The sequence below is a fragment of the Desulfolutivibrio sp. genome, assembly GCF_036584575.1.
In the GTDB taxonomy this organism is placed as follows: domain Bacteria; phylum Desulfobacterota; class Desulfovibrionia; order Desulfovibrionales; family Desulfovibrionaceae; genus Desulfolutivibrio.
The window spans coordinates 1-15,296 of sequence record NZ_JAZHDB010000169.1; the positions used below are offsets into that span (position 1 = coordinate 1).

The 15,296-nt window shown below is 62.5% G+C and carries 15 protein-coding genes and 1 pseudogene; 2 read left to right on the forward strand and 14 right to left on the reverse strand.

Annotated features, from left to right (window positions below; translation table 11 throughout):
• Together V3572_RS12360 and V3572_RS12365 are read left to right on the forward strand one after the other, a co-directional pair.
• A partial coding sequence (locus V3572_RS12360) for a response regulator (RefSeq protein WP_332111313.1) occupies nt 1–1,680 on the forward strand: 1,680 nt, incomplete at its 5' end.
• Nucleotides 1,681–1,710: 30 nt separating this feature from the next.
• Nucleotides 1,711–2,262, forward strand: a complete 552-nt coding sequence (locus V3572_RS12365) for a hypothetical protein (RefSeq protein ID WP_332111314.1) — start codon at nt 1,711–1,713, stop codon at nt 2,260–2,262.
• Nucleotides 2,263–2,331: 69 nt separating this feature from the next.
• Here V3572_RS12365 and V3572_RS12370 read toward each other — a convergent pair whose 3' ends face one another.
• From V3572_RS12370 to V3572_RS12435, 14 genes and pseudogenes are all read right to left on the reverse strand, one after another.
• Nucleotides 2,332–2,646, reverse strand: coding sequence for a HigA family addiction module antitoxin (locus V3572_RS12370; protein ID WP_332111315.1), 315 nt, complete (start codon nt 2,644–2,646; stop codon nt 2,332–2,334).
• A 27-nt stretch (nt 2,647–2,673) separates the two neighbouring features.
• Nucleotides 2,674–3,246, reverse strand: coding sequence for a lytic transglycosylase domain-containing protein (locus V3572_RS12375; protein ID WP_332111316.1), 573 nt, complete (start codon nt 3,244–3,246; stop codon nt 2,674–2,676).
• Nucleotides 3,247–3,291: 45 nt separating this feature from the next.
• Complete coding sequence (locus V3572_RS12380) at nt 3,292–4,614, reverse strand: hypothetical protein (protein ID WP_332111317.1); 1,323 nt, start codon at nt 4,612–4,614, stop codon at nt 3,292–3,294.
• Nucleotides 4,615–5,008: 394 nt separating this feature from the next.
• Nucleotides 5,009–6,487: a hypothetical protein gene (locus tag V3572_RS12385; RefSeq protein WP_332111318.1), complete on the reverse strand. Its 1,479-nt coding sequence runs from the start codon at nt 6,485–6,487 to the stop codon at nt 5,009–5,011.
• 125 nt (nt 6,488–6,612) lie between these two features.
• Complete coding sequence (locus V3572_RS12390; protein WP_332111319.1) at nt 6,613–8,283, reverse strand: hypothetical protein; 1,671 nt, start codon at nt 8,281–8,283, stop codon at nt 6,613–6,615.
• Between the two features lie 73 nt (nt 8,284–8,356).
• Nucleotides 8,357–8,860 (reverse strand): PulJ/GspJ family protein, encoded by a 504-nt coding sequence (locus V3572_RS12395; RefSeq protein WP_332111320.1) that lies wholly within the window; start codon nt 8,858–8,860, stop codon nt 8,357–8,359.
• On the reverse strand, nt 8,857–9,285 hold the full coding sequence (locus V3572_RS12400; RefSeq protein ID WP_332111321.1) for a type II secretion system protein: 429 nt from the start codon (nt 9,283–9,285) through the stop codon (nt 8,857–8,859). The genes V3572_RS12395 and V3572_RS12400 overlap by 4 nt, the downstream gene beginning before the upstream one ends.
• Entirely contained in the window at nt 9,282–9,770 is a 489-nt protein-coding gene (locus V3572_RS12405; protein WP_332111322.1) for a prepilin-type N-terminal cleavage/methylation domain-containing protein, read from the reverse strand. The genes V3572_RS12400 and V3572_RS12405 overlap by 4 nt, the downstream gene beginning before the upstream one ends.
• A 257-nt stretch (nt 9,771–10,027) precedes the next feature.
• Nucleotides 10,028–10,432 carry a prepilin-type N-terminal cleavage/methylation domain-containing protein gene (locus V3572_RS12410; protein WP_332111323.1) on the reverse strand — a complete coding sequence of 135 codons (405 nt, stop codon included), beginning with the start codon at nt 10,430–10,432 and terminating at the stop codon, nt 10,028–10,030.
• A gap of 217 nt (nt 10,433–10,649) precedes the next feature.
• On the reverse strand, nt 10,650–11,879 hold the full coding sequence (locus V3572_RS12415) for a type II secretion system F family protein (protein ID WP_332111324.1): 1,230 nt from the start codon (nt 11,877–11,879) through the stop codon (nt 10,650–10,652).
• A gap of 45 nt (nt 11,880–11,924) precedes the next feature.
• The gene (locus V3572_RS12420) at nt 11,925–12,257 is read right to left on the reverse strand and encodes a type II toxin-antitoxin system HicB family antitoxin (protein WP_332111325.1); all 333 of its coding nucleotides are present in this window, start codon (nt 12,255–12,257) and stop codon (nt 11,925–11,927) included.
• Nucleotides 12,258–12,266: 9 nt separating this feature from the next.
• Nucleotides 12,267–12,521 carry a type II toxin-antitoxin system HicA family toxin gene (locus tag V3572_RS12425; RefSeq protein WP_332111326.1) on the reverse strand — a complete coding sequence of 85 codons (255 nt, stop codon included), beginning with the start codon at nt 12,519–12,521 and terminating at the stop codon, nt 12,267–12,269.
• Nucleotides 12,522–12,576: 55 nt separating this feature from the next.
• Nucleotides 12,577–14,286, reverse strand: a complete 1,710-nt coding sequence (locus V3572_RS12430; RefSeq protein ID WP_332111327.1) for a GspE/PulE family protein — start codon at nt 14,284–14,286, stop codon at nt 12,577–12,579.
• Between the two features lie 117 nt (nt 14,287–14,403).
• Nucleotides 14,404–15,296 (reverse strand): annotated as a pseudogene (locus V3572_RS12435) (hypothetical protein); the annotation flags it as partial.

A 15,296-nucleotide genomic window follows, 5' to 3' on the forward strand; every position in this document is an offset into this window, starting at 1 on the left:
GCCACAATCGCGCAGCCGCCCGGCGCCTTCGGACAGGCCGGGCGCATCTTCACCTCGCAGACAAAGGACTTACGCATGGATGCCCTGACGGACTTCCGGGGATTGGACTTTCTCGAACAGATCACCCTGCTGCGCGACATCGAGGCCAAGGCGGACGTCACGGCCATCCCGGGGCTGTGCGACCTGATCGCCGCCCCCCTTGGCGACCAGTCCGTGGATCTGGCGGTGATAAACGTCCTGCAGGCCCTTTTCGGCCACGACGAGGCCCAGACCGTGACCGGATTGGCCTCGCCGTCCCCGGCCGTGCGCCGCCTGTGCCTGCGCACCGTGGGCCGCAACGAGTTCGCCGCCGCCCTGCCCGCGCTTTTGGACATGGCCGCCCGGGCCAGCACGTCCGAGGATCTCCAGGAGACGTTAAGCGCCCTGTCCCGTCTGCGCCACCCCGCCAGCCTGAAACTTTTCCGGAAGCACCTGGACCACCCCGATCCCTTTATCAGCGCCCTGTGCGTCGAGACCCTGGGGGCCCTGGGCGACGCCGAATCCCTGTCGCGCCTGGCGGCCCTGGTGGACGCGGCGGAGATCATCTCCGGCGACGACTGCCCGGTCACGGTGTTCAAGGCCGTGGGGGCCGTGGCGGCCATCGGCGGCGAATCGGCCCTGTCCTATCTGGTCACCAAGACCCACCACAAAAATCCCACGGCCCGTCGGGCCATCCACGAGGCCATCATCGCCACCGGCCCGGCCGCCGTCCCCCTGGTGGCCAGGCTGCTTGGCGAGGGCGATCTGGACGAAAAGATCCTGTCGGCCAACATCCTGGGATTTATCGGCCACAAGTCCGGGGCCGAGGCCCTGGTCACGGCCCAGGATCTGGAAGAATTCACCCATCCCAACCTGCGTTTCGCGGTCTACGAGGCCCTGGGCCGGGCCCCGTCCCTCAAGGGGCTGGTCTTTTTGCTCGACGGCCTGTCCGAGACCGATCCCATGCTGCTTTTGGCCGTGATCACGGCCCTTGAGGCCAACGCCAACCCCGGGGTGGCCAAAAAGCTCATGGAGGCCATGCAGGCCGATCCGGCAAAGGCCGGACTCATGGCCCGGGCCATGGCCGACGCCGCCGCCGTGCGGCTTTTCGCCGCCCTTTTGTCCGAACCGGCCCTGGCCGGGCTGGTGGTCGCCGAGGCCGAGACGAGTTGCGACCCGGAGACCATGGCGGCCTTCGTCCAGGTCTTGGAGGGCGCGGAAACGCCCCAGGCCACGGCCCTGGCCCACAGGCTGCGCGCGGCCAGCGCCGACGCCCTCGCCCCGGAGGCGGCCGGGCAGCGCCGCATCCTGGCCGTGGACGACTCCAAGGCCATGCTGGCCTTCTACCGCTCCGCCCTGCCGGGCCTTGGACTCGCCGCGACCACGGCGGAAAACGGCCAGGCCGCCTGGGACATCCTGGAGACCTCGGAGCCCTTCGACTGCATCGTGGCGGACATGAACATGCCGGTCATGGACGGCATTGAGCTGACCCGGCTGGTGCGCGGCGACATGGCCCATGCCGACACGCCCATCCTCATGGCCACCACGGAATCCACCGGCGAACAGGTGGACCTGGCGCTTCGGGCCGGGGTCTCGGGGTTTCTCAAAAAACCCTTCACCACCGAGGCCCTTTCGGCGGAGATTTCCCGGCTGTTGTCATAACCCGCAGACAAAGGCCCGAGGAGAACGGGAATGGACCAGACGCGACCCCAGCGCGACCCCCTGCAGGCCCTGGCCCACCATGTGGCCGGACATGCGGTCATGACTTTCGCCGTGGATTGTCCGGCCGTAAGCGCCTGCATCGATGGCCCCGACGACGATCCGGGCTACGTCCTGCCCGGCGACAGCCGCAAGCTGACCATCCGGCGGCGGTTTCTCATCGCCCTGGCCGGGCATCAGGCCGAGACGCGCTTTCTGGGCGAGGCCTTCGGGCTGCACGCGGACCTGGCCAACGAGCGGCTGGCCTTCGACATGCTGCACGTCATGCGGGAATTCGAGGCCCTGGGCCTGCGCGGCATGGGGGCCTCGGGACTTTTGCGGGGACAGCTTGGCCGCATTTTGGCCGATCTGTTCGGGCGCGCGGCGGTGTGGGACCGGGTGGCGGATGTGGCCGGGGCGCTGCTGGTGCGGCAACGGCTGCCCCTTGCCGACTTGCGGACGATGGTCCCGGCCGAGGTCACGGCCCTAGGCGTGCGGCTCCTCGACGAGACGCGCCATGAAACGGCAAGCGCCTGTTCCGGTTGACCGGGGCGGCCCGAGCCTCACGGCCCTACGTCCTGATTCCCGGAGATCGACGGTCTTCAGCCTTCCGGGTCACCGGGCGGCGGCGGTAGGCGTTTGCGCCACCATGCCGTGCCGGGGGATATCCTCCAAGGCCCGGCCGATCTCCTGGGCCGCCCGTTTGAGCTCATAATTTTTTTGCAGATTCATCCAGATGTCCGGCCCCGTGCCGAACCATCTACCCAACCGCAAGGCGGTATCCCCCGTGATCCCGCGCCTGCCCGCCATGATCTGGGTGATGCGGTTGGTGGGCACCCCGAGCTCCCTGGCCAGCGCGTTGGCGCTCATGCCAAGGGCCTGCAACTCGTCGGCCAGGTGCTCGCCAGGATGTATGAGAATTCGCGTCATGACAATTCTCCCTCGGTACCGAAAATATTACCGCATTCCCGACCGCGCCCCGTAGCGCCCCATGACCTTGGCCACGTAGTCCTTGGTTTCGGGGATGTCCGGCACGCCGGTCGTGCGCGACACCCGGCCCGGCCCGGCGTTGTAGGCCGCCAGGGCCAGGGAGGCGTCGCCGCCGAAGCGGTCCAGCATGTCGCGCATATACCGCACCCCGGCCTCGATGTTCGGCCCTGGCTCGAAGGGTTCCGTTAGCCCCAGATCCTTGCCCGTGCCGGGCATGATCTGCATCAGCCCCTGGGCCCCCTTGGGCGAGACGGCCTCGATCACGAAACCCGACTCCACCTCCACCATGGCCCGCACCAGCTCCGGATCGATCTTATAGCGACGGCCGTAGTAGCGGATCACGGCCATGAGCTTGTCCTGGTCCACGGCGCGCGGCACGCGCATGTAGAAATAGGGCCGGTAGTCCTTGCTCAAGCGTCGGTTGGAAAGATGGATGACGCCGCCCGGGGCGTCGTATTTGTAGATGACCTCGCCGCCGGGGGCGCTTGCGGGCAGGGCGGCGAAAAGGGCCAGACACAGGGCGGCAAGGGTGCGGCGCATGGGCCGGAACATGGCCCAAGGCCCGGGCGATGTAAAGCCGCCCCCCTATTCCAGAAAATACAGCTTGAAATCGGACACGCCCACCTGCTGCACGGCCGCGCCCGTGGCCTCGGTCCAGCCGAAGAGCACCCGCTCGAACCGCTCGTGCTGGGCGCGCGATAGGGAAATCGTCCGGGACAGGGTGGGGGGACCGGCCGCGTAGGCGCTCATGACGTCGTCGCAGTCGGCGCAATCGATCCAGACCCGGATGCTGTAGGCATAATCGCCCAGGATGTCAGGGGCGTCGGCCCGATCCACCTCCATGCGCATGGCGTGCGCACCGCTTCGCAGCCAGTCCGGGCGGCCGCTTTGCGCGGCGTAGTCCCCGGCCCCGGCTCGGTTCAGGCTATTGCGCGGCATGTCGCCGGAGATGCCAAGCCCCACATCTTCCGTGCCCTGGCGGGAATGGCGGTTGTCGTCCAAAACGCAGGCATAGGAATGGCCCGCCGATTCGCAGGAACCGGAGTCGTCGTCAAACCCCCAGAACACCAGGGCTGCATGGTCGCCGCCCGGCCCATCGGCCCGGGAGTCGAACATGTTGGGATTTTTCACGCCCGGATTGGCATAGACATCGAACTCCACCGCGAATTTCGGCGGCACAAGCCCCCGGCCGTCCGACGTTGCGCCCGGCCCGGCGTAGCCCAGAAGCTCGCTCATGCCCACCAGCCCGCCCGAGCGCGAGGCGTCGTTTTCGGCGGCGTTTATGACCGCGAAGGTGAAGCCGTCGCCGCAGGCCACGCCCGACGGGACGGCGGCGAAAGTAAACCGGAAATAGGCCCGAAGCCCCTTGCCGAACAGGCACTTTCCCGAGTCGCACCAGTTGCGGCTGCCCCGATACCACAGGCAGCCGTAGGCGTATTGGGTGTTGTTGCCGAATACGGCCACCCGGTTGTCCAGGTCCACGGAGACGATGTTGCTGTCGCGGGTTCCCGAGGTCACGGGCAGATCAAAGTCCTCCAGGTCGCGCTCAAAGGAGATGGGGCCGCCCGCGTCCGACACCGTGCCCGGCAGGCGGCAGACGGACTGGCGCGGGTTGTCCGGCAGGGCGACGCCTGTCGCGGCCACGGAAAACGAACCGTCGGCGTTGCGCTCGAGCACCTCCAGGGTGAAGTGCCCGGTATCAAGGGCACAGGTCACGCAAGGCGCGCCGAGAAGGGCTTCGAGGTCGCTGGCGGAGAGGGTCGTGGCGTGGTTGAGGCCGGACAGGGCCAGATAATAGGCGGCGGCAGACGGCGGCTGGTTGGTCTGGGACTGTGACGCGGCGCCGGAAAAGGCGGCGATGGCGGCGGCCAGGATGGCTAAAAGGGCGATGGCGGCGATGACGTACAAAAGCGACGCGCCGCGTTGGCTGGAACACGCCGTTGCGGGACGCCGGATTTGCTGCGGAAACCGTGAAAGACCCGGGCGAGACATACGGATAACGCTTCCCGGCGATGCATCGTGCGCCAGGGCCGACGCGGGGTTCGCCGATATCGGACGTAATTTTGAGAAGCGTTAGCACATGAACGTGGACGAATCTATTGGAAACTTGAAATTCACAGCATATTATATAATCTTTAAGTGTATTTTGATATGCGAACGTGGAATAAATATTATATTGACAAGCCGATTGCTCGACTTGTCGAGAAGTGAAAAGCATCAGACGTAGGGGGCGTAACGACTGGACGAAAAGAGAGAACACCCTGTGGCAGGGCAGCGGGGCGTGGCCGCCGATAAAGGAGCGTTATTCCCGAAATTTAAGGTAAAAATTCATCAGGCGGACTTCCTGGGCGCTGTCACCGGTGGCTTCGGTGAAGCCCACAAGGAAGGTGTTCAGGAGCCCATGGAAGTATTTATCCATGGTGAAGGAGGAAATCAGATCAGGATTCTTGGCGGTAAAATCTTCCGTGAGTTTTTTTATTCCCTCACAAGGCTCACCGCTGACGGTGCAGTCAACCCAAGTTTTTAGAGAATATGCCCCGCTGCCGTTGGCATTGGTGGCCCTTGTGACTTCCATTCGGACGGTGTGGACGGCACCATCTTCAAGATTTGAGATTCGTTTGTACGTTCGGTTGCTTCCTAATTTTATTTTTGTATTCTCTAAATTCACGGTATTGTAAAGTGGGTTTTTTTTAGGAGAACCCCTATAATCTTTCCCATCTATGGTATACTCGCCATCATTAATATTCCCACCAGCCGTATGTTGATTATCGTCATATGTATTACACCCCCCCCACCAGGAATCATCATCGATAGCTCCCCAATAGACATAGGCCAAGTGCCCGTCGTCATCATCTTCCCTGCTCCCGGCTCCGGTGCAATACCCTGACCCGTTCTGAAAAGTATCAACTTCAAGGGCAATTTTTCCAGGCCTCAAACCATGGCCGCTCAACCCAGGACCGCCATATCCCAGAAGTTCGCCCATGCTCAGGTCGCCGCCGCAGTCATTCACGGTGTTGTTGGTGGCGTTGATGAAAGAAACCGTAAATCCGTCTGCCCCGGCAGACACCACCTGAAACTCAAAATACAGTCGAAAGCCCTTGCCGAATTTACACACGCCGTTTTGGCAGTACGTGCTATCCTCCTGGACCGTCTTGGTGTCATTGAACCAGAGGCAGGCATACCCCTGAGTCGTCCTGTTCCCAAGCCGGACATACGCCGTCCCCTCGTAGTCTTCATCCCCCTCGGTCACAACCTTGATGAGTTTATTGGCCATGCCCGTATGCGCGCTCTTGGCTCCCGCTGTCTGAGAAGCATCCCCTGGGAGCCTGATATCATAACTACCGTATTCAGGCTCATCGGTGCCTGAGCCCGGGGTAACAGAAACCTGTGCCAACTGATAATTCGCCTCCATGCTCGTTCCGGCCCCATATATCCCGCAAACGGTCACCGGATATGCGGACGCCGTCTTTGTGCCCACCGTCATTTTGAATGCGACGTTATTGCCCAGGGAATATGTCGTGGTGCTATTTTGCATAGCCGCCAGATCGGCCTTCGGTGCATAGCGCAGTCCGGAGATAGCCGCATAATACGCCTGATCGGAATGTGTCTTGGACAACTGCGACGTGCTCGACGACGACGAAAAATACGCCACCCCTCCCCCAACGGCCCCGAGCAGGGCGATGGAGGCGATGACGTACAAAAGCGCCGACCCGCGCGCGGACAGGCGACGGCGGCGGAAAAACAAACGGGAAAACTGAGCGGTTACCGGACGACCCGACATGTTGCCCCCTGGTTATTAAAAGACCAACCATGACATGGAGAACAACTCCTGTGGGACGGACTCCCGCAACGATTTGCCATCACCCCGCTGCACAAGCCAGTCAACGCCGTGAAACGAACGCGTCGCTACCAGTTCGCCTTGGCGAAATTTGATTTCACATAGGTATTTGAAAACTCATCGCTCAAAGTGATCTTCCCGTCAACAGTGGCCAGGGAACCAATAACCTTGACCCTCCCGTAGGGATCCTTGCCACCGGAAAACACGATATTCTTTTTTGCCAGGACCGTTCCGAACCATTTCCCCTGCTCGCCTGAGACAAAATTCCCGTGGGTTTCAAGATAGACTTTGGCGGCAAGGGCGGGGTCCACATACCACATCGTACCGTAGTTCACGCCGTCCGAGGACACGTTGATGGTCACATCGCCACCATAACTCACATCGCCCACGACGAAAATCGTGATGTCATCACCGGACAGGTCGAGTTGCAAGGTATGCAGCCAGGCGACAGACATGGACTGAAACGTATAGGCGCCGCCGTGCAGGGTGAGAATGTTCTTTCCCGCGATGTCTAAGGCGCCATAGGTTCCCGGAGGAAGATCCTTCCCCGGCGAAGAGGGGTATTTCTCATACTGGGCGCTGACGGGCGTCGTTCCAGCCGAAAATGTTTGCAGCGGTGGTGTTTCTACCTCGGCGCAGGCTGTCGGGGCAGTTGGCGTGAGGCGGGGAGGCGCGGCGACATATGAGGAGGCGCTCCCGACGGTGGCGCCAGAATTGATGTCGGCTTTCCCGCCTGCTCTGGCATCTCCGACGATGGTCCCCCCCCAGTTGACGGTGATCTTGCCACCGGCGTTGACGTCGCCTTGAACCTTGGCGGCATTTGCAACCGTTACATTCCCGTAGGTGAAAACGCCACCGCCGACAGTGCTGCTCCAATTCAAATCCACATTTCCAGCGGCATGAATTTCGCCAAGCACCTGGGCTGAACTGTTCAATGTCACTTTGCCGCCAGCATAGATGCTGCCCTTCACAATGGCGGCGTTCGATCCAATCGTTACATTGCCCGGGGTGTTGATGTCCCCCGCCACTGAGGCCTGGTTGCTCAGGGTCACATCGCCACCGGCGCACACATCGCCACCGACAGCGGCCATGTTGCCGATATTGACCCAGGACAGGGAAATTACGTCCCCCTTCACCGACGCCTCGTTTCCCAGAGTGACCGTATCCCCGTATACCCCGGTGTCCAGCTTCGACCTGTTCACGACAGTTGGGGTCATTCTGCCCATCTCGTCGGGGGCGATGGGAGCAGTGGGGTCGTCGGGGTCGTCGGGGAGAACAGGATCAAATGGATCATCAATATCCCCCGTTCCGACAGAGGCAATCTGAAAACTTTCCGTGGCATTACCAGCGTTATCTAAATACGTGCCCAGAACAGAAGCCGTATAACAATATGGGCATGTAGCGGGTAACGCCGACGCGGAAATGGTAAAACGCCGGTTGCCGTCAAGGACGCGAACCCCGCCATCTTTATTCAACAACGTGATAAAGTTTTGAAATCTGCTGCTCTCTGGAGAAGCCGCATCGATTGCTGCAAAATTCTCATGAAGCCATGTTACATATTGTTTCCCCGCCAAAGCCGCATAATAGGCCTGCTCGGCCCGGGTGTTGGCCAGTTGCGAGGTGCTCGACGACGAGGAAAAATAGGCCACCCCTCCGCCCACGGCCCCGAGCAGGACGATGGAGGCGATGACGTAGAGCAGCGCGCCGCCACGCTGTGCAGCAAAAATGATGCGTTCCATAGCGAGATTCGCTGTGACGCGCCGTGCTGTTGCGCTGTGGCGAGGCATCAGGTCTCCGTTTTTTCTCTGGCCGTTACAGCGATATCTTTCCAGGGAAAACCGACGTTGCGAATGTCACCGTGGCGCCGTCGCTGTCCTGCATGACCAGGGTGATGCCGATGAGTTTTGTCGTACTTTGAAAACTTGATGACGCCGTCCCGCCCGGTTCGTCATAGTACGCAAAGGTCAGTCCGCCCACGTCGTCGGTCAGGGTCACGCCATTCCAGGTTATGCTGTCGGTGCTGGCGTCATAGGCGATCGCATACGTCGTATCCACTCCAGTTATTATCGAAACAAACGAAAGAGATGTGTCGGATGACGCACTCACGCTTTTCAGGTACGTCAGTTCAATCCGCATCCGGTTGAGCGCGATCTGCGCCTTCTGGGTGATCTCCAGGGCGTCGCGGGCGATGAAAAACCCCCGCACGGCCTGCCCCATGAAGCCAAACACCGTCGCGCCCAGGAGGCCCAGGAGAACCAGGGAGACGATGATCTCGATGAGGGTGAAGCCGCGTTGGCTGCGGATAGGGGGGGTCATGGCGTGGGCGCCACCGTAAAAAGGTAGGAGATTTTTGAGCCGGATTGGCCAGGCGCGGAGATGGTCACACACAGGTACGGGCCAGTGCCGTTTGTGAACACATTCCCGTTTAGATAACACTCGTTGTTGCGTTCAACATGATATGTCCCATAGGTATTTGTCGGCGTGGCACCAACAGCTCCAAGGGAAGTCGAGAACCCCGATAGATCGGCTGGATATGTCTTCTCCTGAGCCGCAATCATATTCTCCATCACCGCCTGCAAACTGGCGTCATTTTGCAGCGCCCGCAGAGGATCGGAACTGCGGGTGATGCCCGGCCCCATGAATGTGGCAAGCATGGCCCCGGCGAGGCCCAGCACCACCAGGGTGATGATGATTTCGATGAGGGAGAAGCCGCGAGGGCGATGTATATTCAAAATTGTCATGGGTTATATGCAAATCCTGTTGTCGCATACACAGACAATACTATCGCCGACTCACCAGTAAAAGCGACGTCTCCACCGGTAACTGCGGCCTGACCGCGCCAGTCGAATGCGATGGCGCCGCCCGAGATGGTTACGTCGCTGTCCAGTGCGTGCGTCGAGCCGGATGCGCCCGGAAGATTCTGCGGGGTGCCGGAGGCGTCCGCGCCTTTGTACAAGGTATACGAACCCGGCGCGTTGATGACAATGCTCCAGGGGACGATATCCCCCATGGCCCGAAGCTGGGCATAGCGCAGATGCGACTTAAATATTTCGGCCTCGGCCACGGTGTCGGCGTTGTTGTCGGCGAACCGGGCCACAACCACGGCGGCCAGGATGCCGAGCAGGACGAGCACTGCGACCACTTCGAGCAGCGTAAAGCCTTCGCTACCCGAATGCCTTTTCGGCAGGCTGGTTTTGCCTGGCGCACCCGCTGCCTTTCCCCTCACGATATCGCTTCCTCGCTTTGCCGCCAAAGAGCCGAACGACCTGAAACCTTGCCAATCTTCCGGACCACTTACCTAAAAAACCTTCTCCCCGACCCTGGCCATCAGACCTCATGGCCAAGCCAGATCCCCCGACACCTGAAAATCAAAGGCCTCCATCGCCACGCCAAACGCGTGCGGCATGCGACGAAGGCCTTCGAGAATCGTTGAGAATCAACCCTCGGACTCCCGAGGATTCCGGGAGATGTGCCGTACTCGTGTTATGGCGCGGTCCAGGTTCCCGTCACCGTCGCCGTCGTTCCTCCGGTGTAGGTCACCGTGATCACTGACGTGCCGCCCGAAGCAGGCCAGGTGGCTCCAGCGCAGGCGATGCTGGTGATGGTGTCGCCTTCCGTGGTGATGGCCGTGCAGGCGGCCGAAGGCCCGGCCGGTGCATCCGCCCTTCCCAATGCGTCGGCGGCCCACCCCAGGGACAACGCCGAATAGCCCGCAGCCAGGGCGGACTCGGCCACCTTGTCAGCGGCCTCCTGCTGCAGGCCGTAAAAGCGTGGAATAGCCACTGCCGCCAGGATGCCCAAGATGACCAAAACGGCGATAATTTCGATCAAGGTGAAACCCCGTTGCCCCAGGGTCGCCCGTTTTTCCACGTCGTGAATCGAATCCATGCTGCGTCTCCTTCCAGAAGTTTGTCGTTACCATCCTGACCCGGCAGTCCGGCACGCCGCCCCGTCCAGCTTTACGGGAAAAAAGAAAAAATTCCCGAGATACAGCAACCCTCACCCGCCCAACATGCCCAACAACGGGCTTGCCGACCGGTTACTTGCACGTTCATCAACCAACAAGCACGATCCATGCCACTCCTCGACACCGCACGACTGCCGCCTACTTCACCATCTTGGTCATTTCCCACATGGGCATGAAAATGGAAAGGGCGAAAAACCCCACCACCCCGGCCAATCCCACGATGAGGATGGGGCCGATGGCGTCGGCCAGCCGCCCCACGGCGTAGCCCACCTCGTCATCGTAGTGCTCGGACACGGCCTTGAGCATGGAATCCAGGTCGCCGGTCTCCTCGCCGATGGCCACCATGGACACCACCATGGGCGTGAAATACCTGGCCCGCTGCAAGGGGCCGGAAATGCCCCGGCCCTCGCGAATCTGGTCCTTGATCCGCCCGAACTCCTTGGAGATGGCCGCGTTGCCGATGGTCTCGGACAAAATGTCCAGAGCCTGGAGCACCTGCACGCCGCTGGCCTGGAGGATGGAGAAGATGGAGGCGAAGCGCGACATGGCGGCCTTAATAAACAGATTGCCCAGGATCGGGATTTTCAGCCAGAACCCGTCCCGGGCCACCTGGCCCTGCTCGGTGCGGAAAAACAGCCACAGCCCGCCGACCACCAGGACCAGACCGCCGAGAATAACGTACCAGTAGGAGTTCAACGCCGCGCTCATGGCCATGGCCACCTTGGTGGGCCAGGGCAATTCGATCTTGGCCGAAGCAAACATCTTGGCGAATACCGGCACCACATAGGTCAAGAGGAAGAAAAACGCCCCGCCCAGGGCGATGAGCACCGTCATGGGATATTGCAGGGCCTTTTTGATGTCGGTCTTGACCTTGTTTTCGTGGCTTACGATGTAAATGAGCCTGTCCAGCACCTCGGGCAGCATTCCGGACAGCTCCCCGGCCTTGACCATGCTCACATACAGCTTGGAGAACACCGAAGGATGCTTTGCCAGGGCGTCGGAGATGGAGACGCCCTTGCGCATGTCGTCGCCCATCTTGGCGCAGATCATCTTGAGCTTTTTGTTCTCGGTCTGCTGTTCCAGCACCCGCAAAAGCTCCAGGATGGAGAGCCCGGCGGCCAGCATGGTCCGAAACTGCTTGGTGAAAAGGATCAGATCCTGGGGCTTGACCCGGGCAAGCGCCATCTCCAGGCCGGACAGGCCGCCCTCGCCGGAATCCGCCTTGCCCGCGCCGCCCCGGCGCACGACCACCGGGATGTAGCCCATGGCCGCCAGACGGGCCGTGGCCGCGTCGCCGGAGTCGGCCTCAAGCTCGCCCTGGATCAGGGAACCGGTGTCGTTGTAGGCCTCGTAGGCGAATTTGGCCATGTGGCGTGTCCGTCCTTTCCGCGTGTTCTGTCATCTGCCCAGGTGTCAGTGCAAAACCGCCTGCTTGAGCACCTCGGCGGCCCAGGCGTTCAGGCTTTTGCCCTGGGACTGCGCCGCAGCGGCCAGATCACGATGAAGCTCCGGGGTCAGGCGGATGTTCACCCGCCCGGAATACGGCCTGTCCGGCGGGATGCCGTTTTCCCGGCAGACCTCGAAATAGGTTTCCATGCTCGTGGCGAATTCGCGTTCCAGTTCCTCGCCCGTGGCCCCGTAAAAGCTAATCACGGAGTTCACGTTGACCACCCGGCCGTGGAAAAGCTTCGTTCCCGGATCGTAGTCCACCGTTGCGACATAATCGTTATAGCGAAGCGTCGCCATTGTCACTCCTTACGGGTTGACGCCGCACAGGGACAAGAACGCCCGCATATCCTCGACCGCTCCCTTGTCCATGACCGGAGAGGGGTGCGGGCGGTGCAGCACAAGCACCTTTCCCGAAAGGATAAACGCCACCCGCGATCCCGCCCGCTGGGTCACCGTTCCGCCGAGGGCGGAAACCAGCCCCACGACATCGTCAAACCTGAGATTCGCCCGGGTGGGCTTGGTGAAAATTTCCCCCAGGGTTCGCGTGTGCTTTCGGTTCATATCATATGGCGCCAAATTCTGACGTCAAGACCAATCCGCCACATCGTGTGCCCTCCTACACCACCACCGCGCCAAGGGCCTCCTCGAAGGTGGTCTTGCCCTCCAGGATCTTGGTGCGCGCGTCGTCGCGCAAAAGCCGCAGGCGGCCGTTGTCCACGGCGAACCGGGTGATCTCCTGGGCGGACTTGTGTTGGATGATCATGTCCGCGATGTCCGTATCCATGACCAGGATCTCGAAAATCCCCACCCGGCCCTTATAACCGGACTCCCCGCACATGAAGCACCCCCGGCCGCGCACGAATTCCGTCTGCCCCGCGTCCTCCAGGCCCCAGAACCGCAGCGTCTCCCGGGTCGGAGTATAATTTTCCTTGCAGTGCGGGCAGATGCGGCGCACCAGCCGCTGGGCGAAGGCCACCACCAGGGTGGAGGCCACCAAAAAGGGTTCGATGCCCATGTCCATGAGCCGGGCCACGGCCCCGGCGGCGTCGTTGGTATGCACCGTGGCCAGCACCCGGTGTCCGGTGAGCGCGGCCTGCACGGCGATGCCCGCCGTCTCGCCGTCGCGTATCTCGCCCACCATGACCACGTCGGGATCCTGGCGCAGGATGGAGCGCAGGCCGCTGGCGAAGGTCATGCCCGCCCGGCGGTTGAGCTGCACCTGCCGGATGCCGTCCATGCGGTATTCCACCGGGTCTTCCAGGGTCACGATGTTGATGTCGGGACTGTTGATCTCGCGCAGGATGGCGAAAAGCGAGGTGGATTTGCCCGATCCCGTGGGGCCGGTGGACAAAAACAGGCCGTGGGGCTTGTTGATGACCGCGCGAATCTTGGCCATGTCGTCCTCGGCCATGCCCAGGTCGGAGAGCATAAGCCCGCCGGAACTCATGTCCAGAAGGCGCATGACCACGTTCTCCCCGTAGATGGTGGGCAGGGTGGACACGCGCACGTTGATCTCCTTGCGCTCCATCATGATGGTAAACCGGCCGTCCTGGGGCACCCGGGTCACGGCGATGTCCAGGCGGGCCAGGATCTTTATGCGCGAGACAATGGGCATGACCATCTGCTTGGGCGGCGAGGGCACGGGCTTGAGCTTGCCGTCCACCCGGAAGCGGATGGTCACGGATTCCCGCTCGGGGCTGATATGCACGTCGCTGGCCCCCTCGCGCACGGCCTGGGACAGAAGCGAGTTCACCAGCCGCACCACCGGGGCCTCGCCGGCCATGTTCTCCAGGGAACTGACCTGCATGTCCTCCATGTCCGCCTCGGGCGCGGCCTCGGTGTCGATGCTCATGGACTCGATGCTTTCAAGCACCCCTTCGATCCCGGCGCTCATGCCGTAGATGACCCCGGTGAGCTGGGCCAGCTCCCGTTCGCTGCAGATGATGGGCTCCACCTCGCAGTTCTTATAAATCTCGATGTCTTCGATGGCCCCGATGTCCAGGGGGTCGATCATGGCCACCTTGAGCAGGTGTCCGCGATGCAGAAGCGGCGCGAGGCGGTTTTTGACCGCGAGTTCGGAGGGGATCACCCCGGCCAGGGAGGAGTCCACGGGATATTTTTCCGGGGAATACTTCTCGATGGACATCTGGCGGCTGACGACCTCCACAATGTCCGATTCCTTGACCATGCCCTGGCGCACGAGCTGCTGCCCCAATTTCAGGCCGCTTTTTTTCCCGGCGGCCAGGGCCTGGCGCAACTGTTCGTCGGTCACAAGACCGGCGGCGACCAGCATCTCGCCAAGGCGCAGGCGTTTTCGTGGCTGCATCTCACGGCTCCCGGGACTCGGTTCAGGTTGGCGAAGGGGGCGAAACGCCTGTCCAGGCCATCACGCCCTGGATGGCCTCCGGGTCGACGACCACGCCGCCGACCCGGCTGTCTGGCGTTACTGCGGCAGGGCCGCGTTCTGGGCCACGGTCCTGACCGTTCCCGGCGCTCCGGCCCCAGCCGGTTCCAGGACGCTGTAGGCCACGGTGACGTCGTCGAGGTATTCCACCACCTGGGCCTTCACGGCCACCCCATGGGGGAGCGCGTCCAGGGCCTTCTGGGCCGAGGCCGTGTCACTGTGGTAGCGGTCCAGCACCACATCGAAGACCAGGCCCGACCGGGGCGAGTAATGGGCGTACAAAACGGCCTGGGGCACGCTGTCGCGCAGCGCGGCCAGGGCGGCGAAGGCCGCGTCGAGGTCTGTCTTGCGCTCGAAAAGGATCACGCTGGACCCCGCGGGCAGGGGTTCGACCTGTCGGGCCGGAAAGGCCACCCTGGCCCCCGGACGCACCAGATCGAGATCGGCGATGCCCGGGTTGGCGGCCGCCACGTCGTTCATGACCCGCCTGCCGCCGCTGCCATAGAGCCGGGCCGCCGTCTTGGACAGGCTCCAGCCCGGACGCATGACCAGCTCCCCCAAAACCCGGGGAGGGGCGGCGACCGTGGCCACGGCCGGGGCCATCGCCTGGGGTGCGGCCTGCACGGCGGATGCCGGAGGCGTGGCCTGGAGTTCCGCCACGGCCGGGGCCAGAGCCGGGGCCGGGGATGCGGCGCGCTCCAAGGCGGGGGCAGGCGCAGCCGCCACCTCGATGATGACCGGTTCGAGGCCGACGGTCCTGAGCGCGGCCACGGGCAGATCGACGGGCACGACGCGCAAGGCTTCCGGAGAGACGGCCGACGGCGCGGACGGCGCGGACGGCGGCGTCGGAACCTGCTCACCGCCCGCAAATTCGCCGCCCGCGGCGGCCAGTGGGTGACCTCCACCCGCCTGGCCTCGGACGGCATCGAAGA

Excerpts from the sequence above, each read along its gene's own strand:
- V3572_RS12385 (WP_332111318.1), bottom strand. The coding sequence starts at position 6,487 with ATGTCGGGTCGTCCGGTAACCGCTCAGTTTTCCCGTTTGTTTTTCCGC.
- V3572_RS12370 (WP_332111315.1), bottom strand. The coding sequence starts at position 2,646 with ATGACGCGAATTCTCATACATCCTGGCGAGCACCTGGCCGACGAGTTG.
- V3572_RS12420 (WP_332111325.1), bottom strand. The coding sequence starts at position 12,257 with ATGGCGACGCTTCGCTATAACGATTATGTCGCAACGGTGGACTACGAT.
- V3572_RS12410 (WP_332111323.1), bottom strand. The coding sequence starts at position 10,432 with ATGGATTCGATTCACGACGTGGAAAAACGGGCGACCCTGGGGCAACGG.
- V3572_RS12390 (WP_332111319.1), bottom strand. The coding sequence starts at position 8,283 with ATGGAACGCATCATTTTTGCTGCACAGCGTGGCGGCGCGCTGCTCTAC.
- V3572_RS12365 (WP_332111314.1), top strand. The coding sequence starts at position 1,711 with ATGGACCAGACGCGACCCCAGCGCGACCCCCTGCAGGCCCTGGCCCAC.
- V3572_RS12400 (WP_332111321.1), bottom strand. The coding sequence starts at position 9,285 with ATGACAATTTTGAATATACATCGCCCTCGCGGCTTCTCCCTCATCGAA.
- V3572_RS12425 (WP_332111326.1), bottom strand. The coding sequence starts at position 12,521 with ATGAACCGAAAGCACACGCGAACCCTGGGGGAAATTTTCACCAAGCCC.
- V3572_RS12395 (WP_332111320.1), bottom strand. The coding sequence starts at position 8,860 with ATGACCCCCCCTATCCGCAGCCAACGCGGCTTCACCCTCATCGAGATC.
- V3572_RS12415 (WP_332111324.1), bottom strand. The coding sequence starts at position 11,879 with ATGGCCAAATTCGCCTACGAGGCCTACAACGACACCGGTTCCCTGATC.
- V3572_RS12375 (WP_332111316.1), bottom strand. The coding sequence starts at position 3,246 with ATGCGCCGCACCCTTGCCGCCCTGTGTCTGGCCCTTTTCGCCGCCCTG.
- V3572_RS12430 (WP_332111327.1), bottom strand. The coding sequence starts at position 14,286 with ATGCAGCCACGAAAACGCCTGCGCCTTGGCGAGATGCTGGTCGCCGCC.